This is a genomic window from Geodermatophilus sp. SYSU D00663 (genome assembly GCF_054050655.1).
Window position 1 is genome coordinate 140,143 of the sequence record NZ_JBJGZT010000009.1, and the last position, 21,676, is coordinate 161,818.

General features: G+C 77.4%; 20 protein-coding genes. 16 read left to right on the top strand and 4 right to left on the bottom strand.

Features of this window, described 5'->3' with window-relative positions; all coding sequences use genetic code 11:
• Positions 1 to 64: 64 nt before the first annotated feature.
• Positions 65 to 1,054 (bottom strand): serine hydrolase, encoded by a 990-nt coding sequence (locus tag ACI79Z_RS09395; RefSeq protein ID WP_456902449.1) that lies wholly within the window; start codon positions 1,052 to 1,054, stop codon positions 65 to 67.
• A gap of 249 nt (positions 1,055 to 1,303) precedes the next feature.
• On the opposite strand from ACI79Z_RS09395, the gene ACI79Z_RS09400 reads away from it, so the two are divergent.
• Positions 1,304 to 1,891, top strand: coding sequence for a hypothetical protein (locus ACI79Z_RS09400; protein WP_456902450.1), 588 nt, complete (start codon positions 1,304 to 1,306; stop codon positions 1,889 to 1,891).
• A gap of 180 nt (positions 1,892 to 2,071) precedes the next feature.
• Complete coding sequence (locus ACI79Z_RS09405) at positions 2,072 to 2,656, top strand: AAA family ATPase (protein ID WP_456902451.1); 585 nt, start codon at positions 2,072 to 2,074, stop codon at positions 2,654 to 2,656.
• Here ACI79Z_RS09405 and ACI79Z_RS09410 read toward each other — a convergent pair.
• Positions 2,604 to 5,162 (bottom strand): HAD-IC family P-type ATPase, encoded by a 2,559-nt coding sequence (locus tag ACI79Z_RS09410; RefSeq protein WP_456902452.1) that lies wholly within the window; start codon positions 5,160 to 5,162, stop codon positions 2,604 to 2,606. The two genes, ACI79Z_RS09405 and ACI79Z_RS09410, sit on opposite strands and share 53 nt — an antisense overlap.
• Before the next feature lie 114 nt (positions 5,163 to 5,276).
• Here ACI79Z_RS09410 and ACI79Z_RS09415 point away from each other — a divergent pair, with 114 nt between their 5' ends.
• Positions 5,277 to 6,797: a sensor histidine kinase gene (locus ACI79Z_RS09415; protein ID WP_456902453.1), complete on the top strand. Its 1,521-nt coding sequence runs from the start codon at positions 5,277 to 5,279 to the stop codon at positions 6,795 to 6,797.
• Between the two features lie 77 nt (positions 6,798 to 6,874).
• On the opposite strand, the gene ACI79Z_RS09420 is transcribed toward ACI79Z_RS09415, so the two are convergent.
• Positions 6,875 to 7,084 (bottom strand): hypothetical protein, encoded by a 210-nt coding sequence (locus ACI79Z_RS09420; RefSeq protein ID WP_387988167.1) that lies wholly within the window; start codon positions 7,082 to 7,084, stop codon positions 6,875 to 6,877.
• Between the two features lie 158 nt (positions 7,085 to 7,242).
• Between ACI79Z_RS09420 and ACI79Z_RS09425 the strand changes: the two genes are divergently transcribed.
• The 12 genes from ACI79Z_RS09425 (at position 7,243) to gcvP (ending at position 20,017) form a co-directional block, all read left to right on the top strand.
• A complete protein-coding gene (locus tag ACI79Z_RS09425) occupies positions 7,243 to 8,142 on the top strand; it encodes a PP2C family protein-serine/threonine phosphatase (RefSeq protein ID WP_456902454.1) in 900 nt (299 codons plus the stop codon).
• A 125-nt stretch (positions 8,143 to 8,267) separates the two neighbouring features.
• Positions 8,268 to 10,337: an elongation factor G-like protein EF-G2 gene (locus tag ACI79Z_RS09430; protein WP_456902455.1), complete on the top strand. Its 2,070-nt coding sequence runs from the start codon at positions 8,268 to 8,270 to the stop codon at positions 10,335 to 10,337.
• A gap of 106 nt (positions 10,338 to 10,443) precedes the next feature.
• Positions 10,444 to 11,178, top strand: coding sequence for a CDP-alcohol phosphatidyltransferase family protein (locus ACI79Z_RS09435; RefSeq protein ID WP_387988170.1), 735 nt, complete (start codon positions 10,444 to 10,446; stop codon positions 11,176 to 11,178).
• Between the two features lie 56 nt (positions 11,179 to 11,234).
• The gene (locus ACI79Z_RS09440; protein WP_456902456.1) at positions 11,235 to 12,146 is read left to right on the top strand and encodes a DUF881 domain-containing protein; all 912 of its coding nucleotides are present in this window, start codon (positions 11,235 to 11,237) and stop codon (positions 12,144 to 12,146) included.
• Between the two features lie 3 nt (positions 12,147 to 12,149).
• A complete protein-coding gene (locus ACI79Z_RS09445; protein WP_387988172.1) occupies positions 12,150 to 12,482 on the top strand; it encodes a small basic family protein in 333 nt (110 codons plus the stop codon).
• Positions 12,479 to 13,414 carry a DUF881 domain-containing protein gene (locus tag ACI79Z_RS09450; RefSeq protein WP_456902457.1) on the top strand — a complete coding sequence of 312 codons (936 nt, stop codon included), beginning with the start codon at positions 12,479 to 12,481 and terminating at the stop codon, positions 13,412 to 13,414. Before ACI79Z_RS09445 ends, ACI79Z_RS09450 begins: the two co-directional genes overlap by 4 nt.
• Positions 13,415 to 13,498: 84 nt before the next feature.
• Positions 13,499 to 13,903: a glycine cleavage system protein GcvH gene (gene gcvH / locus ACI79Z_RS09455; protein WP_456902458.1), complete on the top strand. Its 405-nt coding sequence runs from the start codon at positions 13,499 to 13,501 to the stop codon at positions 13,901 to 13,903.
• A 264-nt stretch (positions 13,904 to 14,167) separates the two neighbouring features.
• The gene (gene odhI, locus ACI79Z_RS09460; protein WP_387988175.1) at positions 14,168 to 14,686 is read left to right on the top strand and encodes an oxoglutarate dehydrogenase inhibitor Odhl; all 519 of its coding nucleotides are present in this window, start codon (positions 14,168 to 14,170) and stop codon (positions 14,684 to 14,686) included.
• Between the two features lie 18 nt (positions 14,687 to 14,704).
• A complete protein-coding gene (gene ftsR, locus ACI79Z_RS09465) occupies positions 14,705 to 15,442 on the top strand; it encodes a transcriptional regulator FtsR (protein ID WP_456902459.1) in 738 nt (245 codons plus the stop codon).
• A 91-nt stretch (positions 15,443 to 15,533) separates the two neighbouring features.
• On the top strand, positions 15,534 to 16,019 hold the full coding sequence (locus ACI79Z_RS09470) for a bifunctional nuclease family protein (protein WP_387988177.1): 486 nt from the start codon (positions 15,534 to 15,536) through the stop codon (positions 16,017 to 16,019).
• Positions 16,020 to 16,320: 301 nt separating this feature from the next.
• Complete coding sequence (locus ACI79Z_RS09475) at positions 16,321 to 16,896, top strand: MerR family transcriptional regulator (protein ID WP_456902460.1); 576 nt, start codon at positions 16,321 to 16,323, stop codon at positions 16,894 to 16,896.
• 133 nt (positions 16,897 to 17,029) lie between these two features.
• Positions 17,030 to 20,017 carry an aminomethyl-transferring glycine dehydrogenase gene (gene gcvP, locus ACI79Z_RS09480; protein WP_456902461.1) on the top strand — a complete coding sequence of 996 codons (2,988 nt, stop codon included), beginning with the start codon at positions 17,030 to 17,032 and terminating at the stop codon, positions 20,015 to 20,017.
• Between the two features lie 70 nt (positions 20,018 to 20,087).
• On the opposite strand, the gene ACI79Z_RS09485 is transcribed toward gcvP, so the two are convergent.
• Positions 20,088 to 20,726: a DUF5701 family protein gene (locus tag ACI79Z_RS09485; RefSeq protein WP_456902462.1), complete on the bottom strand. Its 639-nt coding sequence runs from the start codon at positions 20,724 to 20,726 to the stop codon at positions 20,088 to 20,090.
• Between the two features lie 104 nt (positions 20,727 to 20,830).
• Here ACI79Z_RS09485 and ACI79Z_RS09490 point away from each other — a divergent pair, with 104 nt between their 5' ends.
• Positions 20,831 to 21,667, top strand: coding sequence for a hypothetical protein (locus ACI79Z_RS09490; RefSeq protein WP_456902463.1), 837 nt, complete (start codon positions 20,831 to 20,833; stop codon positions 21,665 to 21,667).
• Positions 21,668 to 21,676 lie beyond the last annotated feature (9 nt).

Consider the following 21,676-nt stretch of genomic DNA (forward strand, 5'->3'; position numbering starts at 1 on the left):
GACGGCACGCTGCCCCCGCACCCTCCGCAGGGGCTGGGGCCGGCCTGTGAGCTCCCTGGGGACCTCAGCCCAACGCGGCCAGCACCGCCGCGGCGGCGGAGTCGAGGGCGGCGCGGGCCCGTCCCCACGACGTCGCGGCGGGGAAGTCGCCGAGCAGGACGACGGCGGTGCCCGAGGGCAGCACCCCGGCAGAGTGCAGCTGCCGCCGGCCGTCGACGCAGCACATCCAGCCCTGCTTGGCCGCGATCCCGGGGCCGCCGGCCAGCAGGCCGAAGGTCTGGGAGAACCCGTCGGCCGCGGTCGGCGCGGTCTCCCGCATCCAGCCGAGCAGGGTCGCGGCCGGCCCCTCGCCGAGCGTGTCGGCCAGCCCGGCGAGCAGGGCGGCGACGTCGGCTGCGCTGAGCCTGGCCTCGCCCCACTGGCCGGCGACCCGCGGCGGGGCGGTGGCGGTCAGGCCGGCGTCGGCGGCGGTGGCGGTGACCAGCGCGGCGCCGTCGTAGCGGTCCCACAGGGTGCTCATCGCGCCGTCGTCGGAGGTCACGATCGCCCGCTCCATCAGCGCGAGGTCGTCCTCGCCGAGGTCGAGCGCGCCGGCCGCGTCGAGGGCCAGCAGCCGGCCGACGACGTGCAGCTTGACCACCGACGCCGACAGGAGGGCGTCCCCGGCGGCGGGACCGGTGACCAGCGGCCGGCCGAACGCGTCGAGCACCGCCACCGCGACCGTGCCGTCCGCCGCGCCCGCGGCCGCGTCGACGGCGGCCAGCACCGCGGTGTCGTCGACGGCGACCGGCGGCGGGACGGGGGCGGCGGCCTCCCCGACGACGCCCATGCCGCGGATCTCGGCCGGCGTCCCCGGGTCCGGCGCGACCGTGGCCCGCTGCGCGTCCGGTACCTCCGGACGCGAGGCGCCCTCCGGGGCCCAGAGGACCACCGCCAGCAGTCCCGCCGTGGTCACCACCAGCACCGACGCGAGCACGATCGTGAGCGCGCCGAGGACCAGCCGCTCCAGCGGGCCCCGGCGCGGGCGTCCGGGTGAGGGGCGGACGGCGCGCACGGGCACAGGGTGGACCCGATCGGGGTCGTGCGGGGAACGTCCGTGTTTCCCCTGCCGGACCGGCCGGCGACGCGGTGCAGGTCAGACGGGTCCGGACCCCGCCTCGACCGGCCCGTCGGGCCCGGCGGCGGACCCGGACGCAGCGGTCCACAGTCGCGGCACGGGCGGTTGACAGCCGGGTCACAGCTTCGTGCCCGATCCTCGGGACCAGGGCCGGATCGACCGGTCACCCGAGCGAGGAGTGTGCCCGTGCGGAAGAAGATCCTGCTCGCCACCGCGGCCGGTGCCCTGGCCGTGGGCGGCCTGGCCTTCGCCGTCCCGGCCATGGCCGACGACGACACGACCACCACGGACTTGGTCACCTCGGCCGAGGAGCGCATCCGCGACGCCCTGTCCGGCCTGGTCGACGACGGGTCGATCACCCAGGAACAGGCCGACGAGGTCGCCGCCACCCTTGGCGACGCCGGGGTCTGGCACGGTGGCCGGGGTGGCTGGCACGGTGGCTGGGGCGGTGGCTGGGGCGGCGGCTTCCCGGTCGTCGCCGAGACCCTGGGCCTGTCCGAGGAGGAGCTGCGCACCGCCCTGGAGGCCGACGGCGCCACCCTCGCCTCGGTCGCCGAGGACCGCGGCGTCGCCGTCGAGGACCTCGTCGCCGCGCTCGTCGCGGCGGCGGAGGAGCGCATCGCCACCGCCGTCGAGGAGGGCCACCTCACCCAGGAGGAGGCCGACGAGCGGCTGGCCGACCTGGAGGCGAGGGTCACCGAGTTCGTGCAGTCCGCCGACGGGGACGGACCCTGGTGGGGCGGCCGCGGCGGCCCCGACGACGAGGGCGACTGACCGTCCCGGCACCTCGCGGCGCCGTCCTCCGTTGGGGAGGGCGGCGCCGCACTGCACCCCGGTCCCCGCGCACCCCGGTCCCCGCGCACGCGGGCCGCTCCGCGGCACGCCGCGCCGGTACCGTCCGCCGCTCTGCCGGAGTGCACACCCCGCGACGGCGGCGCCCCGAGGAGGAGACCCGTGACCACCACGCTGCCGTCGGCGCGGCCCGACGGCCGCCCCCCGGCGCCGGCCCGCACGCTCGTCGTCGTCGGCGGCCTGCCCGGCAGCGGCAAGACCACGCTGGTGCGGCGCGTGCTCGGCGACGGCGTCCCGGGCGTCGCCGCGGTGGACTCCGAGGACGTCGCCGCCCGGTGGCGCACCGGCTCCCGGGTGCCCTACCGCCTGGTGCGCCCGCTGGTGCACACCGCGCACCGGCTGCGCGTCCTCCGCGTGCTCGCCGGTCCGGCGCCGGTCGTCGTCCTCACCGACCCGTGGACCAGCCGCTGGTGGCGCCCGGTGGTGCTGCGGGCGGCCCGCCGGGCCGGGCGCGCGGTCCGGCTGGTGCTCCTCGACGTCTCCGCCGACGACGCCGCCGAGGGCCAGCGCACCCGCGGCCGCCGCATCCCCGAGGGCCGGATGCGCCGGCACGCCGGCCGCTGGGACCGCTACCGCGCCGCGGACCCGGCGCCCGGCGAGGTCCTCGTCGTCGACCGGCCGCGGGCCGCCGCGCTCACCCTCGCCGGGCTCCTGGGTCCCGTGACCCCGGCGGCTGCAGCGGGCTGACCACCCCGGTCAGGCCCAGCGCCCGCTCGAGCAGCCGGAACCGGTAGGCCGCGGTCAGCGCCGCGAACCAGAGCAGCAGCGCCGGCACCACGGTCTCGAAGACCGGGTCGGCGGCCTCGGTGAGCCCGAAGTAGGTGGTGAACGCCGGCCAGAACAGCCCGGCGGAGAACACGACCACCAGCGCGAGGACCAGCCACGCGGGGCGGCGGTCGCCGTCGGGACGGGTCCAGGCGGCGAACCACCGGGTGGGCGGCTTGAGGAACAGGATCAGCAGGAACGCCGCGTAGGAGACGAACGTCGACAGCGCCGTCTGCGCGCCGATGGTCGCGGCGGCCTCGGCGAAGCCGACGTCGTCGGAGGACACCCCGGTGTAGTCCTCGAAGGCGTCGACGACGAACGAGGGGACGGCGTCGTCGGTGAACCCCTGCAGCAGGTCGGTGTAGTGCCGGGCGTAGACGGCGACCCCGCCGGCCGCGGTCACCAGCACCGCCGGCACGACGAACCGCCACAGCGTGGTGAGCAGGTGCGGGTCGGGCGGGGTCGGGCGGGCCCACGCGGTGAGGAACAGCGTCGGGACGCCGACGGTGAGCAGGGTCAGCCCCACGTTGGCCGGGGAGTAGGGGAAGCCGAGCCCGAGCATGGTGACGGCGAGGATGACCAGCCCCTGGGTGCCGACGCGGGCCAGGAACACCTGCATCGACGTGCTGATCCCGGTGATGATCCGGCGGCCCTCGTGCGCCGCCGGCAGCAGCGCGGCCAGCGAGTCGCCGGTCAGCACGATGTCGGCGACGTCGCGGGTGACCGCGCTGCCGCCGGCCATCGCCACGCCGACGTGCGCCCGCTTCAGCGCGCGGGCGTCGTTGACGCCGTCGCCGACCATCGCCACGTGGTGCCCGGCCCGGCGCAGCGCGTCGACCAGCCGCTCCTTCTGCTCCGGGGCGATCCGCCCGAACACCGTCGTCCGCGCGACGACCTCGTCGAGCTGCGCCTCCGACAGGCCCTCCAGTGCCGGGCCGGCCACCGGCTCGCCGGGCTCCAGGCCGGCCTGCCGCGCCAGCGCCGCCACCGTGGCCGGGTCGTCGCCGGAGACCACCTTGACCGTGATGCCGTCCGCGGTGAGCCGGGCGAGGGTGTCGACGACGCCGGGGCGCAGCTCGTCGGCCAGCGCGACGACGGCCAGCGGCTCCAGGGCGGGCAGCCGCAACCGGCCGGCGCCGTCGCGCAGCGGTGCGTCCCGGTCGGCGCGGGCGAGCACCAGCACCCGCAGCCCGCGCCCGGTCAGCTCCCGCACGGGGACGCCCAGCGGCTCGCCGGTCAGCCGCGGCGCCAGCGTGTCCGGGGCGCCGAGCACCAGCACGCCGTCGGCGGTGCGCAGCGCGCTCCACCGCAGCGCGGAGGAGAACGGCACCTCCTCGGCGACGGGCACCGGGTCGCCGGGCAGCGCCTGAGCCAGTGCCGCCGTCGTCAGGTTGCCCGCGGCGGTGCTGCGGGCCATCGACCCCAGCAGCCGCTCCACCTCGCCGGCCGGCAGCGGCCCGACCGGCCGCACCCCGGCCAGCGACAGCCGGCCGGTGGTGAGCGTGCCGGTCTTGTCGGTGCAGACGACGTCGACGTTGCTCACCGACTCCACGGCGTTCACCTGCTGCACCAGCGCGCCGCGGCCGGCGCTCCTGGCCGCGCCGACGGTGTAGGCGACCGCGACGAGGAAGAACAGCCCGTAGGGCACCAGCCCGGACAGCACCGCGGTGGTCTGCACGGTCCGCACCAGGGTGAAGCCCTCCAGCGCGGCCTGCGCCAGGATCGTCACGCTCATCAGCAGCACCAGGAGCATGACCAGCCGGACGACGAAGTCGATCCGCCGCTGCAGCGGCGTCCGGTCGGTGGAGACCCGGCGCGCCTCGGCGGTCAGCCGGCCGGCGTAGGACGCCGCGCCGACCTCGCGGGCCAGCTGCGCGCCCTCGCCGCCGACGACGAACGAGCCCGACAGCAGGTCGTCCCCGGGCTCCTTCGGCAGCGCCTCGGACTCGCCGGTCAGCAGCGACTCGTCCACCTCCAGCCGCCCGGCGAGCACCGGCCCGTCGACGACGACCTGCCCGCCCGGGCGCAGCCGCAGCACGTCGCCGAGCACGACCTCCTCCGGCGGCACCTCGGTGTCGGCGCCGTCGCGGACCACCGTCACCGTGCCCCGCGCGAGCAGCTGCAGCCGGTCGAGCTTGCGCTTGGCGCGGATCTCCTGCACCGCGCTGATCGCGGCGTTGACCAGCCCGAGGCCGACGCTGGTGAACGCGTCGCTGTACCGGCCCAGCGCCAGCAGCGCCGCGCCGATGGTGAACAGGATGACGTTGAAGAAGGAGAAGACGTTGGTGCGCAGGATGACCGCGTAGCTGCGCGAGGACGCGCTGACCGCGACGTTGCCCTCACCGCGCCGGTGCCGGGCGCGGGCCTCGGCGGCGGTCAGGCCCGCCGGCGCCGCGGGAGGGGTCAGGCCCGTGGTCCCCGTCGTCATCGCCCCCGACTGTGACAGGCGGGACGGCGGGCGGCACGGCGTGGCGCGCCGGGCACAGCCGACTCCCGCCCGGCGTCCAGGCAACGCGCAGCCGCGGCGCGGACCGTGGTCGCCGTGACGACGCGTGCCCTCCCCGGGCGAGCCCGGCCCCGCTCGCTGCGGGCGCGGCTGCTGTGGGTCTTCCTCGTCCCGCTGGCCCTCGTGCTCGTCGTGGTGGGGGTGGCGGCGACCGCCGCGGTCCGCGGTGAGCTGCTCGGTCAGGTCGACGACCGGCTGGCCGCCGCCGTGACCCGCTCGGCGCACGCGGACGGCGGCCCGGGCGCGCCCGGGTACGGCGATCCGGGGGGCGGGCCGGACTTCCTGCTCGTCCCCGGCCAGGGCGACGGCACGCTCGGCGCGCGCGTCGTCGACGGCGCGGTGACCGAGGCCGCCGTCATCGGCAGGGAGGGCGACGGCGAGGCGCTGACCGCCGCGGAGGCCGCCGCGCTGGCCGGCGTCCCGGCCGACGGGGCCGCGCGCACCGTCGGCCTCGGCCCGCTGGGGGACTACCGGGTGGTCGCCTCGCCCGCCGGCGACGGCGAGGTGCTGGTCACCGGCCTGCCGCTGGCCTCGGCCGAGGCCGCGCTGGTCCGGCTGGTCGCCGTCGAGGTGGTCGCCGGGCTGCTGGGTCTGCTCGCCGCCGGCGTCGCCGGGGCGCTGGTGGTGGGCCGCACGCTGCGCCCCCTGCACCGGGTCGCCGCCACCGCCGGGCGGGTCGCCGCGCTGCCGCTGTCCAGCGGCGAGGTGCGGCTGCCCGACCGGGTGCCGGCCGCCGACACCGACCCGCGCACCGAGGTCGGCCGGGTGGGCGCGGCGCTCAACCGGCTGCTGGACTCGGTGGAGTCGGGCATCGCCGCGCGGCAGGCGTCGGAGACCCGGCTGCGCCGGTTCGTCGCCGACGCCGGCCACGAGCTGCGCACCCCGGTCACCTCCATCCGCGGCTACACCGAGCTGGTGCGCCGCCGCGGCGGGCTGCCCGAGGACGCCGACGCCTCGCTGCGCCGGGTGGAGGCCGAGGCGGTGCGCATGTCCGGCCTGGTCGACGACCTGCTGCTGCTCGCCCGCCTCGACGCCGGCCGCGAGCTCACCGTCGGCACCGTGGACCTCACCGGGCTGGTCGTGGACGCCGTCAGCGACGCGCACGCCGCCGGCCCCGGGCACCGCTGGCGGGTGGACCTGCCCGGCGCGGCCGTGCTCGTCCCCGGCGACGCCGCCCGGCTGCACCAGGTGCTGGCCAACCTGCTGGCCAACGTCCGCACGCACACCCCGGCCGGGACGACGGCGACCACCCGGCTGCGCGCCGAGGACGGCACCGCGGTGCTCGAGGTCGCCGACGACGGCCCGGGCGTGCCCGCCGACCTGCGGGCCGGGGTCTTCGAGCGGTTCGCCCGCGGCGACTCCGCGCGCTCGCGGGCCTCCGGCAGCACCGGCCTCGGGCTGGCGATCGTCGCGGCCGTGGTGGCCGGGCACGGCGGCACCGTCGGCGTGGCCGGCCGGCCCGGGCGGACGGTGTTCACCGTGCGGCTGCCCGGCGCCACCGTCACCGAGTTCGAGGACGACGACGCGCTCGAGGGAGCCGGCGGCGTCCGCGCATGACCAGCCGGCCTGATCGTGCTGCGTCCTGGCTCGGCGCCGACCGTGAGCCGGGACGCGCGGCGGTGAGCCAGGACGCCTCAGGCGGGGACCAGCCGGCGGCACTCCGGGCAGACGTCGTCGGAGCCGAGCCCGCGCCGGCCGTCCCACGCCCCCTGGACGACGGCGACCGGCGTCCCGCACGCGGCCACCCACGGCGGCGGCCCGTCGGCGGCCTCCCGCGGCACCGCGTGCGCCCGGCTGCTCTCCTGGTCCCGCCCGGCCGCGTGCCCGCCCGTCGCGCTCGTCACCGCCCCAGTCTCCCGGCCCGGCCCCGCCTCGCGGTGCCCGGCCTCGCGCTGCGGGGTGGGGCCGGGCACCGCGGGACGGGGTCGGGGCCGGCCGGCACCGGGGGCGGCGCGCGCCGTTCCCCTCCGGAAACCGGGCACGGCAGTCCATGCTGTCGCCCGTGACCGCCCCCTCGACGCCGCTGCCGTGGTTCCCCGCGGCCGAGGCGCCGGGCGGGCGCCGGGTCCCGCCGCCGGACGGGGCCGGGCAGGACCGGCTGGTCCTCGACCCCGCCGCGGTCTCCCTGGCCGGCCCCCGCGGCGCCGACCAGGACGCCGGGTCCGCCGGTCCCGCGCTGCTCGTGGTCGCCGACGGCGTGGGCGGCGGGCGGGGCGGGGCCACCGCGGCCCGCCTGGTCGTCGAGGAGGTGGTCGCCCGCGCGGCCGCCGCCCGCGCCGACGGCACCGAGGCCGACCAGGACGCCGGCCTGGCCGACGCGCTCGCCGCCGCCGACGCCGCCGTGCGCGCGGCCGCCGCGGCCGACCCCGCGCTGACCGGCATGGCCACCACCTGCACCGCGGCCGTGCTCACCCGCGACGGCCGGCTGGTGGTCGCGCACGTCGGCGACAGCCGCGCCCACCTGATGCGCGCCGGCGTCCTCACCCGCCTCACCACCGACCACTCGCTGGTGCAGGCGCTGGTCGACTCCGGCGACATGACCCCCGAGGAGGCCGCCGCCTCGCCGATGCGCTCGGTGCTGCTGCGCGCCCTCGGCGGCTCGGCCGACCCCGGCCGGGCCGACCTGATCGCCGTCCGCGCCGAGCCCGGCGACCGGCTGCTGCTGTGCTCCGACGGGCTGTCCGGCGTCGTCCCGGCCGCCACCCTGCAGCGCGTCCTCGCCGCCGAGCGGCGCCCCGCGGCCGCCGCCTCCCGGCTGGTCATGGCCGCGCTGGCGGCGGGCACCCGCGACGACGTGACCGCCGCCGTCGCCGACGTCACCCCCGCCGGGTGGGCCGGGTGCACTGTCCAGGTCACCGTCGGTGCGGCCGCCGGGACCGCGACCGGGACCGCCGCCGACTGAGGCCCGGCAGGGGCTTGCCCGGCCCGCGCGTCCGGGGGCAGGGTGTGGTGCACACCACATCCCGTGAGCCCGGGAGGTCCCCGTGCGCATCCCCCTCCAGGACAACGACCGGCCCGGCGGCCGCCGTGGGTAGGGACGTCGTCCCGGCGCCGGAGCCGCGCGAGGCGGCCCGGGTGCGCAACGTGGCCCTCGTCGGCCACGCCGGCGCCGGCAAGACGACCCTCGCCGAGGCGCTGCTCGTGGCCACCGGCGCCCTAGTGCGCGCCGGCCGGGTCGAGGACGGCACCACCTGCCTCGACAGCGACGACGTCGAGGTCCGCCAGCAGCGCTCGGTGACCCTCGGCGTGGCCACCGTCGAGCACGACGGCACCCGGATCACCCTGCTCGACACCCCCGGCAGCCCCGACTTCGTCGGCGAGCTGCGCGCCGGGCTGCGCGCCGCGGATGCCGCGCTGTTCGTCGTCTCCGCCGTCGGCGGCGTCGACGCGACCACCGTGCAGCTGTGGGAGGAGTGCGCCGCGGTCGGCATGCCGCGCGCCGTCGTCGTCACCCAGCTCGACCGCGCCCGGGCCGACGTCGAGGAGACCGTGCGGCTGTGCCGGGCGGCGCTCGGGGAGGGGGTGTACCCGGTCCACCTCGTCGACCGGGCGCCCGACGGGACCGTGCGCGGCGTGGTCAACCTGCTCGAACCCGGCGCGCAGGCCCCCGACGCCGAGCGGCTCCGCAGCGAGCTGATCGAGGGGATCATCGGCGAGAGCGAGGACGAGGCGCTCATGGAGCGCTACCTCGCCGGTGACGAGCTGGTCCAGGGCGACCTGATGGCCGACCTCGGCACCGCGGTCGCCCGCGGCCACTTCCACCCGGTGCTCTGCGCCGCCCCGCTGCAGGGCATCGGCCTCGACGCCCTGCTCTACCTGATCGTGCGCGGCTTCCCGAGCCCCGCGGAGCACGGCTGCCCGCCGGTCACCCGCCCCGACGGCTCGAAGGCCCCGGCGCTGGCCTGCGACCCCGACGGCCCGCTGGTCGCCGAGGTGGTCAAGACGACGACCGACCCCTACCTCGGCCGGGTCTCCCTGCTGCGGGTCTTCTCCGGCACCCTCACCCCGGACACCCCGGTGCACGTCTCCGGGCACGGCGGCGCCGACCGCGGCCACCCCGACCACGACGCCGACGAGCGCATCGGCGCGGTGTCCTCCCCGCTCGGGTCGGCGCTGCGCCCGGTCGCCGCCTGCCCGGCCGGCGACGTCTGCGCCGTCGCCCGGCTGAGCACCGCCGAGACCGGCGACACCCTGTCCGCGCCCGGCGACCCGCGGCTGGTGCCGCCCTGGGACCTGCCGGTTCCGCAGCACCCGGTCGCGGTCGAGGCCGCCTCCCGCGCCGACGAGGACCGGCTCGGGCCCGCGCTGGCCCGGCTGGCCGCCGAGGACCCGACGGTGCGCGTCGAGCGCTCCCGCGACACCGGGCAGCTGCTGCTGTGGTGCGTGGGGGAGGCCCACGGCGAGGTGCTGCTGGAGCGGCTGCGCACCCGGCACGGCGTCGCGGTGACCACCGTCCCGGTGCGGGTGCCGATGGTCGAGACCCTCGCCGCGCCGGCGAAGGCCACCGGGCGGCTGGTCAAGCAGTCCGGCGGCCACGGCCAGTACGCCGTCGTCGTGGTGGAGGCCGAGCCCGGGCCGCCGGGGTCGGGCATCACCTTCGAGCAGCGGGTGGTCGGCGGGGCGGTGCCCAGCCAGTACCACGGCAGCGTCGAGAAGGGCATCCGCGCGCAGTGCGCCAAGGGCGTCCACGACGACCGGCCGCTGGTCGACGTCGCCTTCGTCCTCGTCGACGGCAAGGCGCACTCGGTCGACTCCTCCGACGCGGCCTTCCAGTCCGCCGGGGCGCTGGCGGTCCGCGAGCTCACGGCCGCCGCGGGCACCAAGGTGCTCGAGCCGTGGTGCGAGGTCGAGGTGGTCGTGCCCGGCGAGCACGTCGGCGCGGTGATGAGCGACCTGTCCTCCCGCCGGGCCCGGGTCACCGGCAGCGACGCCGACCCCGACCGGGACCGCACCACCGTCCGCGCCGAGGTGCCCGAGGTGGAGCTGCTCGGCTACGCCGGCGCGCTGCGCTCGGTCAGCCACGGCACCGGCTCCTTCAGCCGGCGCCCGCTGGGCCACGAACCGGCTCCCGCCTCGCTGGTCGCCGTCCCGGCGTAGCCGCCGGCCCCCGGCCGGACGTCCCCGCCACGAGCCTGCGCGTGGCGGGGACGAGCGGGGTCCGTCGACTAGCCTCGGGCACGGTGTGCAGCGGGGTGGAGGAGCAGTGACGTCGTCGCAGGGGTCGTCGGCCGTCCCGGCGTCCCCGGGACCGGGGTCGATGGCGGGCGCGGTCGTGGGGCCGGACGCGGGTGTGGGCCGGGTGCCCGACCGCAACGAGCTGCCCGACCGGGTGTGGACCGTCCCCAACGCCCTGTCGGTGCTGCGGCTGCTCGGCGTGCCGCTGTTCCTCTGGCTGCTGCTGGGCCCGCACGAGGACGGCTGGGCCGTGGTCGTGCTCATGGTCTCCGGCGTCACCGACTGGGCCGACGGCAAGCTCGCCCGGGTGCTCGGCCAGTCCAGCCGCCTCGGCGCGCTGCTCGACCCGGCCGCCGACCGGCTCTACATCGTCGCCACGCTCGTCGCCTTCGTGTTCCGCGACGTCGTCCCGCTGTGGGTGGTCGCCGTGCTCGTCGGCCGCGAGGTGGTGCTCGGGCTGATGCTGCTGGTCCTGCGCTCCCACGGCTACGAGCCGCTGCAGGTGCACTACCTGGGCAAGGCGGCCACGTTCAACCTGCTCTACGCCTTCCCGCTGCTGCTGCTGGCCGACGACGCCACCGGCGCCTGGCTGGCCTGGGTCCAGCCGTTCGCCTACGCGTTCACCATCTGGGGCGGCGTGCTCTACGTGCTGGCCGGGGTGCTCTACGTCGTCCAGGTGGCCGGGATCGTCCGCGCCGAGCGGGCGCTGTCGCGGGGGACGGCCCGGTCCGGGGCGGGCGCGCCGGCCCACCCGGCGCCGTGACCGCGACCCGACCGACTCCCCGGCCGGCCCCGCCGGCCCGCGGCGGGGTGCGCTCCATGGGCGCCTCGCTGCTGGACCAGGTGCTCGCCGAGACCCTCGACCCCGCCTACGCCCGCGCTGCCGAGGCCCGTGCTGCCCGTGCTGCCGAGGCCCGCGCTGCGGGGGCCCGCGCCGCCGGCCCGGGGGACGCGCCGCCGCGCCGCCGCCGGCTGGGCGCGCTGGCGGTCGCGGTGACGATGGCGCTGGCCGGGCTGCTGTTCTCGGTGACCTACCACCAGGCCGCCGCGCGGGCCGCCGGGCAGGACGAGGTCCGCGCCCGGCTGGTCGAGGAGATCGGCACCCAGTCCGCCAGCACCGACGACCTCGTCGCCGAGCTGGAGGACCTGCGCGGCCGGGTCGCCGACGCCCGCGACGACGCGCTGGCCGCCAGCACCGTCGGCCGGCGGGCCATCGACGCCCTCGAGGCCGCCGAGCTCGCCGCCGGCCTCGACGCGGTGACCGGCCCCGGCCTGCTGGTCACCCTGGCCGACGCCGAGCCCGACGCCGACGCCGACCCGGTCGGCGGCACCGACGACGACGGCAGCGGCGACGTCCGCGACGGCGACCTGCAGCTGGTGGTCAACGCCCTGTGGTCCGCCGGCGCCGAGGCGGTGTCGATCAACGGCCAGCGGCTGGGCCCGACCACCGCCATCCGCTTCGCCGGGGAGGCGGTCCTCGTGGACTTCCGCCCGGTCACCAACCCCTACCGCGTCAGCGCCATCGGGAACCCGGACGAGCTCCGGGCCCGGTTCCTGGCCAGTCCCGAGGTCAACGCCCTGGCGGTCATCTCGGAGACCTACGGCCTGCGTTTCGAGTTCGCCCAGGAGGACGAGCTGTCCGTTCCCGCCGGGGGAGTCCCCGAGCTGCGTTCCGCCGTGCCCTTCGCCGGCACCCCGGCCGAGGCCGCCGCCGGCGGCACGGGGGACTGAGCGGTGATCCCCGTCATCGGCCTGGCCGTCGGCATCGCGCTCGGCCTCGTCCTCGACCCCACCGTCCCGCTGTGGCTGCAGCCCTACCTGCCGATCGCGGTGGTCGCCGCGCTCGACGCGGTGTTCGGCGGCGCCCGCGCCCGCCTCGACGGCATCTTCGACGCCAAGGTGTTCGTCATCTCGTTCGTGTCGAACGTCGTCGTCGCCGGGCTGATCGTCTTCCTCGGCGACCAGCTCGGCGTCGGCGCCCAGCTGTCCACGGCGGTCGTCGTCGTCCTCGGCATCCGCATCTTCGGCAACGCCGCGGCCATCCGCCGGCACCTGTTCCGGGCATGAGCGGCACCCCGCGTCCCGCCGGGGACGACCCCCGCCCGCCCGGCCCGGCCGACGCCGGGCCGGAGGTCGCCGACGCCGGCCCCGCCGAGGCCCCGGCCGCGGGGACCGCCCCGGCCGTCGAGGTCCCCGGGCCCGCCGACGACCTCCCCGAGCCCGCCGCGCGGCCCGCCGGGGAGCCGACCGCGGGGGAGCCGCCTGCGGGGGAGGACGCCGCCACCCCGGAGCGGGCCCCGGCCGCCCCGCGGCGCCCCCGGCAGCGCCTGGTCGCCGGCCTGCTGATCGGCGTCCTCACCCTGCTGCTCGGCTTCGCGATCGCGGTGCAGGTGCGCAGCACCGACACCGGCCAGGCGCTGGAGGGCGCCCGCGAGGAGGAGCTCGTCGCGATCCTCGACGACCTCGACCTCGAGGAGGAGCGGCTGCGCGCCCAGATCGCCGACCAGCGCAGCGCGCTGCGCGACCTGTCCGACACCGACAGCCGCTCGGCCGCCGCCCTCGAGGACGCCAACGAGCGCGCCGACGCCCTGGCCGTCCTCAACGGCACCGTCGCCGCCGAGGGGCCGGGCCTGGTCATGACCATCCGCGACCCCGAGGCGCAGGTGCGGGTCGCCGACCTGCTCGACGCGATCCAGGAGCTGCGCGGCGCCGGGGCGGAGACCATGCAGATCGACGGCGTGCGGGTCGGCGTCTCCACCGCCGTCACCGGCGTGCCGGGCGCCCTCCAGGTCGACGGGCGGGCGGTGAGCGCCCCCTACGAGGTCGTCGTCATCGGCTCCCCGCAGGACCTGCAGACGGCGATGAGCATCCCCGGCGGCGTCGTGGACCGGGTCGGCCGGCAGGGCGGCAGCGTCGACATCGAGCAGCGCGACCGCGTCGTGGTGGACGCGTTGCGGCCGCTCGACGAGCCTCAATACGCTCAGCCCGACACCGACTGAGGACCCTCCTGCCCCCCACGCCTCGCTGACGCTCGGCGCGGGCCCCTGCAGGAGGGCCACGGACCGACCTGGAGACGACACCGCATGAGCACGCCCGACGACCGCCGCTACACCGACCAGCACGAGTGGGCGCTCGTGCAGGGCAGCGGGGAGGCGGGCACGGTCGTCCGGGTCGGCATCACCGACCACGCGCAGGACGCGCTCGGCGACATCGTGTTCGTGCAGCTGCCCGAGGTGGGGGAGGAGGTCGGCCCCGGCCACCCGATCGGCGAGGTCGAGTCGACCAAGTCGGTGTCCGACGTCTACTCGCCCGTGGCCGGGACCGTCTCGGCGGTCAACGAGGCCCTCGGCGACGCCCCGGAGACCATCAACGCCGACCCCTACGGCACCGGCTGGCTGGTCGAGATCACCGTGGCCGGCGACGGCGGCGACCCCACCGCCGACCTGCTCGACGCGGCCGCCTACCAGGCGCTGGTCGACGCGTCCTGACCACCCCCCGGGCCGCCCGGGCGCCCGGGGACGATCACTATGCTGCCCCTGGGAACGGGCCCTCGACGGCCCCGTGGGACAGTTGTGACACCTCCCCGGCGTCCGGTTGACCCTCGGGACCACCGCTGGTTCCATGACCAACGGCCCGCCGTGCCCCGCACGGCGGCCGACCCGCGACGACACCGTCCGGTGCCGTCGTCCGCCGGCCGCCCGCGGCAGGACCTCATGCCCGCGGCGGTGCCCCCTGCACCGGAGGAGACAGACGTGCACTGCACTCGTTGTGGCCACGACAACCCCGAGGGCAGTCGCTTCTGCGCGCAGTGCGGCGCCGCCCTCTCCCAGGAGCGCGTCGGGGAGTCGACGAGCGTCATCCCCAAGGTCGGCGGCGAGGACACCGGCGACGTCCCGGAGGCCGCGGAGCCCTCGGCCGACGCGCACGCCGGGGCGGTCGAGTCCCTGCCCGCCGGGTCGGCGCTGCTCGTGGTCAAGCGCGGTCCGAACGCCGGCAGCCGCTTCCTGCTCGACCAGGACGTCACCACCGCCGGCCGGCACCCCGACAGCGACATCTTCCTCGACGACGTGACCGTCAGCCGCCGGCACGTGGAGTTCCACCGCGAGGGCGGCGGCTTCTCGGTGCACGACGTCGGCAGCCTCAACGGCACCTACGTCAACCGGGAGCCGGTCGACGTCGCGACCCTGTCCGGCGGCGACGAGGTGCAGATCGGCAAGTTCCGCCTCGTCTACCTGACCGGCCCGCGCACCGGCGAGCCCGCCGCCCGCTGACAGCGGGGCGCTGATCCCTTGCGTTCCGCGCCCGCCGGCGCGTCCGGGGACGGCGCGCCCGACGCCCGCACCCCCCGCCTGACCATCGGGGCGGTGCTGGGCGCCCTGCGCGACGACTTCCCCGACGTGACCATCAGCAAGATCCGGTTCCTCGAGGCCGAGGGCCTGGTCTCCCCGCAGCGGACGCCGTCGGGGTACCGGAAGTTCTCCCGGGCCGACGTCGACCGGCTGCGGTACGTGCTCACCGCCCAGCGGGACCACTACCTCCCGCTGCGGGTCATCAAGGAGCACCTGGACGCGCTCGACCGCGGGGAGCCGGTGCCGGACCCGGCCGCCCCGGCCGTGCCGGAGGAGCTCCGGCCGGACGGGGACGCCGCGGCGGCGTCCGGGCCGATGGCGGCCGCCGCGTTCGCCGCGGCGGCCGGGCTGACACCGGCCCAGCTGGGCGACTGCGTCCAGTTCGGGCTGCTCGTCCCCGACGCCGACGGGCGGCACCCGGCCGGCGACCTGCCGGTCGCGCGGGCGGCCGCGGGGCTGGCCCGGCACGGCATCGAGCCGCGCCACCTGCGGGTGTTCCGCACCGGCGCGGAACGGGAGGCCGCCCTGGTCGAGCAGCTGCTCGCGCCGGTGCTGCGCTCCCGCTCGGAGGACGCGCGGGCCCGCGCCACCGAGCAGCTGGCCGAGCTCGCGGCGCTGTCGGCGCAGTTGCACCGGGCGCTGCTGGAGGCGCGACTGCGCGACCTGTTGCGCCCGTGAGTCCGGCGTACGGTGGACCCAGCCGCCGGACCGGCCGTCCGTCACCGCGCACCGGCGCCTCCCCGTACCGCCGCAGCTGAGGAGCAACACCGTGCAGGAACTCAGAGTCGTCGGGGTCCGGGTCGAGCTGCCCGGCAACCAGCCGATCCTGCTGCTGAAGGAGACGCAGGGGGAGCGGTACCTGCCGATCTGGATCGGCGCGGTCGAGGCCGCCGCCATCGCGTTCGAGCAGCAGGGCGTGCGGCCGGCGCGGCCGATGACCCACGACCTGCTCCGCGAGGTCGTGCGCACCCTCGGCGCCACCCTCGAGGCGGTCAACATCACCGAGATGCGCGACGGCATCTACATCGCCGAGCTGGACTTCGGTGACGACCGGGTGGTCAGCGCCCGCCCGTCGGACGCCGTCGCCCTGGCCGTGCGCACCGGCGCCCCCATCTACGGCGCCGAGGAGCTGCTCGACGAGGTCGGGATCGAGATCCCCGACGAGCAGGAGGACGAGGTCGAGAAGTTCCGCGAGTTCCTCGACCAGATCTCGCCCGAGGACTTCGGCGCCGGTTCCGGCTCCGGCGGCGCCTGACGCCCGGTGGGCGCGGGACGCCGCCGGGGAGCGGCGTCCCGGCTGCCGCGCGTGCACCCACGGGACGGGTGGGACCCCGTGTGCCTCGCTCGTCACACCAGTCACAGAACGCTGGAGTCCGGCGCGGAGCTGCCGATACCACTCTCTCGGGGTGAGTGGGGCGACACGCCGCCCGCGTCAGTTGACCGCCCTGGGGGCCCGGCTTACGGTCGCGGACAACACCGGTGTGACCCGTGGGGAAGCGGGAGCACTCCGGGACGCTCCGCCGCGCCCGTGGCGGGACTCGAAGGAGGACGCTGACGTGAGCGACCAGAGCGAGGGCTCCCAGGGTCAGCTCTTCAGCGACGCCGCCGTGGGGGCGACGGACTACGACGAGGTCGACACCGACCTCGTCGGGTACCGCGGCCCGACGGCGTGTGCCGCCGCCGGGATCACCTACCGCCAGCTGGACTACTGGGCCCGTACCGGTCTGGTCGCCCCCTCGGTGCGCAGCGCCACCGGGTCGGGGACACAGCGGCTGTACTCGTTCCGCGACATCCTGGTGCTGAAGGTGGTCAAGCGGCTGCTCGACACGGGGGTGTCGCTGCAGAACATCCGCAAGGCCGTCGACCACCTGCGCAACCGCGGGATCAAGGACCTCGCCAACGTCACGCTGTTCTCCGACGGGGCGACGGTCTACGAGTGCACCTCGGCCGAGGAGGTCGTCGACCTGCTCGCCGGCGGGCAGGGCGTCTTCGGCATCGCGGTGTCCGGCGCGCTGCGCGAGCTGTCCGGCGAGCTGGCCGAGCTGCCCGCGGAGCGGCTGGACGGCGCGCCGCTGCACGCGGCCGACGACGAGCTGGCCCTGCGCCGCCGTCGCCGCGCCCAGACCGCGTAGCCGACCCGCACGTCCGGGAGGGGCGTCCCGCACCCCGCGGGACGCCCCTCCCGCGCGTCCGGGGGAACGCCCCGCCCGGCGGCCGTGGGCGGTCCGCCGTTCCCGCGCGGGAGGCGCTGGTAGCGTCGTGGCAGTGGCGGACGCTGCTCACTCCCTCCCGTCGTTGCGCTCCCTGAGCCCCGCGGGTTCCTTCGCCGGCCGGCACATCGGCCCCCGGGCGGACGAGACCGCCGCGATGCTCGAGGCCGTCGGCCACGACTCGCTGCAGTCGCTGGTCGACGCCACCGTCCCCGAGGCGGTGCGCGACCGCGACGAGCTCTCGCTGCCCCCGGCCGCCGACGAGGCCACCGTGCTCGCCGAGCTGCGCGAGCGGGCCGCGGCCAACCAGGTCACCGTCCCGATGATCGGGCTGGGCTACTCCGGCACGGTCACCCCGGCGGTCATCCAGCGCAACGTGCTGGAGAACCCCGCCTGGTACACCGCCTACACGCCCTACCAGCCCGAGATCAGCCAGGGCCGGCTCGAGGCGCTGCTGAACTTCCAGACGATGGTCGCCGACCTCACCGGCCTGCCCGTCGCCGGCGCGTCGATGTTGGACGAGGCCACCGCCGCGGCCGAGGCGATGACGCTGGTGCGCCGCGCCGGGCGCGCGAAGCCCGACGCGGTGTTCGTCGTCGACGCCGACACGTTGCCGCAGACCCTCGCGGTGCTGCAGACCCGCGCCGAGCCGCTGGGCATCCGGCTGCACGTCGCCGACCTGTCCGCCGGCTGGCCGGCCGACCTGCCCGAGGCCGGCGCGTTCGGCGTGCTGGTGTCCTACCCGGGCGCCAGCGGCGCGGTCCGCGACCACCGGGCGCTGGCCGACGCCGCGCACGCCGCCGGCGCGGCCGTCGTCGTCGCCGCCGACGTCCTGGCGCTCACCCTGCTCGAGGCGCCGGGCGAGTGGGGTGCCGACGTCGCCTGCGGCAGCACGCAGCGCTTCGGGGTCCCGCTGGGCTACGGCGGCCCGCACGCCGGCTACCTGTCGGTGCGCGAGGGCCTGGCCCGGCAGCTGCCCGGGCGGCTGGTCGGGGTGTCGGTCGACGCCGACGGCGACGTCGCCTACCGGCTGGCGCTGCAGACCCGCGAGCAGCACATCCGCCGGGAGAAGGCGACCAGCAACATCTGCACCGCGCAGGTGCTGCTCGCCGTCATGGCCGGCGCCTACGCCGTCTACCACGGGGCCGAGGGGCTGACCGCGATCGCCGCCCGGGTGCACCGCAGCGCGCTGGCGCTGGCCGGGTGGTTGCGCGCCGGCGGCGTCGAGGTCGTCCACGACGCGTTCTTCGACACCGTGCAGGCCCGCGTCCCCGGCCGGGCCGACGAGGTGGTCGCCGCCGCCGCGGCCCGGCGGATCGACCTGCGCCGGGTCGACGCCGACACCGTCGCCGTCGCCTGCGACGAGACGACGACGCCGGAGGTGCTGCGCCGGGTGGCCGAGGCGTTCGGCGTCGCCGCGGACGGGTCCGCCCTCGACGACGACGGCCCGGACGCGCTGCCCGCCGCCCTGCGCCGGCGCACCCCGTTCCTCACCCACCCGGTCTTCTCCGCGCACCGCTCGGAGACGGCGATGATGCGCTACCTGCGCTCGCTGTCGGACAAGGACCTGGCGCTGGACCGCACGATGATCCCGCTGGGCTCGTGCACCATGAAGCTCAACTCCGCCGTCGAGATGGCCGCGATCACCTGGCCGGAGTTCGCCGGGCTGCACCCCTTCGCCCCGGCCGAGCGGGCGCGCGGCTACCGGCAGCTGATCGACGAGCTGTGCACCTGGCTGGCCGAGATCACCGGGTACGCCGCGGTGAGCGTGCAGCCCAACGCCGGCTCGCAGGGCGAGTTCGCCGGGCTGCTGGCGATCCGCGGCTACCACGCCTCCCGCGGCGAGTCGCACCGCGACGTCTGCCTGATCCCCAGCTCCGCGCACGGCACCAACGCCGCCAGCGCGGTGATGGCCGGGATGCGGGTGGTCGTGGTGGCCTGCGACGAGGCCGGCAACGTCGACGTCGCCGACCTGCGCGCCAAGATCGACCAGCACGCCGAGCGGCTGGCCGCCATCATGATCACCTACCCGTCGACGCACGGGGTGTTCGAGACCGAGGTCCGCGAGATCTGCGCCGCGGTGCACGACGCCGGCGGGCAGGTGTACGTCGACGGCGCCAACCTCAACGCGATGGTCGGGCTGGCGCGGCCGGGCCGGTTCGGCTCCGACGTCAGCCACCTCAACCTCCACAAGACCTTCTGCATCCCGCACGGCGGCGGCGGGCCCGGCGTCGGGCCGATCGGCGTCCGGGAGCACCTGGTGCCGTTCCTGCCGGGCCACCCGCTGGCCGACACCGGCGGCTCCGGCCCGGCCGTGTCGGCCGCGCCGTGGGGGTCGGCCGGGATCCTGCCGATCTCGTGGGCCTACCTGCGGCTGATGGGCCCCGACGGGCTGCGGCGGGCCACCGAGCACGCGGTGCTGGGCGCCAACTACCTCGCCGCCCGGCTGCGCGAGCACTTCCCGGTGCTCTACACCGGCGCGGGCGGGCTGGTCGCCCACGAGTGCATCCTCGACATCCGGCCGCTGACCCGGGCCACCGGCATCACCAACGACGACATCGCCAAGCGGCTGGTCGACTTCGGCTTCCACGCGCCGACGATGAGCTTCCCGGTGGCCGGCACGCTGATGGTCGAGCCGACCGAGAGCGAGGACAAGGCCGAGCTCGACCGGTTCGTCGAGGCGATGGTGACCATCCGCGGGGAGATCGAGCGGGTCGCGTCGGGGGAGTACGACAAGGCGGACAACCCGCTGCGCAACGCCCCGCACACGCTGAAGATGCTCGCCGGGGACTGGGACCGGCCCTATCCGCGCGGCGCGGCGGTGTTCCCGGTGCCCTCGCTGGTCACCCGCGGCTACCTGTCGCCGGTGCGCCGGATCGACCAGGCCTTCGGCGACCGCAACCTGGTCTGCTCCTGCCCGCCGCCGGAGGCCTTCGCCGAGCCGGAGCCGGCGCACACGCCGCGGACGCACGTGCCCGACCGCGGCGAGGGCGCCCCCGACGACCTGGGCACCACCGCCGACGTGGTGGGCGCCCAGGCCTAGTCGGAGGACCCCGCCGCAGGGTCCCGGGCCTCGCACGCCCGGCCCGGGACCCGGCAGCGGGGCCGTCCCCTCACGTCACCGGGGTGCGGCCGGCGGCGGAGGCGATGCCCAGCCAGGTGTGCCGGTTGCCCGCCCAGCACCAGCCGACCTTCGCCGTGCCCCGCCGCTCGGGGCCGTCGCGGCCGGTGCCGTTGCTGATCCACAGCGCCGGGGTGCGGGCGTCCAGCGACCCGTCGGCCCGCCGCAGCCGGGAGCCGACGGTCATCGTGCAGGCGTTGCGCTCCAGCAGGTCGGGGCACTGCAGCAGCCAGGTCAGCCCCTCGGTCACCGTCAGCGGGGTCCGGCCGGCGGCGCGGATGCGGGGCAGCGACTCGTCCGGCGTGCAGTTGCGGAACCCGTCGCCGCGCTCGGGGGCGGAGAGGGCGTAGACGTCGGCGGGCGGGGCGGCGTCCTCCAGCGGGGCGAAGGCGTCGAGGTCGGTCAGGTCCACGACGACGAACACCGGCCGGTCCCGCCAGGACACCAGCTCCACCAGGGCGCCGGCCGGCAGCAGCGACGGCGCGAGGACGAGCAGGCCGTCGTCCGGGACGCCCGCCGCCGGCGCGCGCAGCTCGGTCGCCGACAGGCCCGCGCGCTCGTGGGCGCCGGCGGCGACCAGCCGCTCGGCCTGCTCGGCGGGGGCGGGGAGGGAGAGCAGGGCGGTCGGCACGGGGGCACCTCCGGCGACGGTGACGGACGGCGGACCAACGGCTCGGGGCGCGGTCCGGTTCCGACCCCTCGACGCCGCTCCCCGGCGAGGGGGACCATCACCGCATGGCGGGAAGGACGCGACGGGTGCGGCGGACGGCGTGCGCGGGGGTGCTGGCCTGCGGGGCGGCGCTGCTCGCGGCGTGCGGGGGGACCGGGGAGCAGACGGCCGGGCCCGAGGACGTGAGCCCGGCGGCGGCCACCGAGGAGGCCCCCGACCCCATCCCCGCCGAGGATCCCGGCACGCCCGGGGAGACGCCGGCCGCCGGCGACCTCGGGGACCGGCTGCTGCCCGCCGAGGCGTTCGGCCCGGACGCGTCCGTCGTCCGGCTCGACGACGGCGACGGCGACGACGACGGCGACGGCGACGGCTGGGGCTGGGGCCGGGGCTGGGGCGGCTGGCACGACCGCGACGACGACGGCGAGCACGACGGCCCGCCCGAGGGGGTGAGGGTGGAGCCCGCGGCGTGCGCCGACGTGCTGGAGGCGCTGCCGCAGCCCGCCGACGACGCGGCCGACCCGGTGGTCGCGGCGCAGGTCGCCCGCAGCGACGAGGTGCGCACCTACCAGGTGCTGGCCGAGTCGCCGGAGCTCACCGGCCTGACGCTGCCGGTTGACGAGCTGCTGGGCGCCTGCTCGTCGGTGACGGTCAGTGCTCCGTGGGGCCTCGACGCCACGGTGCGGCTCGCGCCCCTGGACCTGCCCGCGGTCGGCGGCGAGAGCGCCGGCCTGCAGGTCACGGTCGAGGGGTGGGGCGACACGGTCACCAAGCTGGTCGGTGTCGCCGTCGACGGGTCGCGCGGGCTGCTCCTCGCGCAGTCCGCGGGGCCCGGGGACCCGGCGCCCGACACCGCGGCCTTCGCCGGCCTGTTCGGCGACGCCGGGGCGGCGGCCTTCGACTGAGCCCGGTAA

Excerpts from the sequence above, each read along its gene's own strand:
- ACI79Z_RS09440 (WP_456902456.1), top strand. The coding sequence starts at position 11,235 with ATGGGCGCCTCGCTGCTGGACCAGGTGCTCGCCGAGACCCTCGACCCC.
- ACI79Z_RS09410 (WP_456902452.1), bottom strand. The coding sequence starts at position 5,162 with ATGACGACGGGGACCACGGGCCTGACCCCTCCCGCGGCGCCGGCGGGC.
- ACI79Z_RS09450 (WP_456902457.1), top strand. The coding sequence starts at position 12,479 with ATGAGCGGCACCCCGCGTCCCGCCGGGGACGACCCCCGCCCGCCCGGC.
- ACI79Z_RS09490 (WP_456902463.1), top strand. The coding sequence starts at position 20,831 with ATGGCGGGAAGGACGCGACGGGTGCGGCGGACGGCGTGCGCGGGGGTG.
- gcvH (WP_456902458.1), top strand. The coding sequence starts at position 13,499 with ATGAGCACGCCCGACGACCGCCGCTACACCGACCAGCACGAGTGGGCG.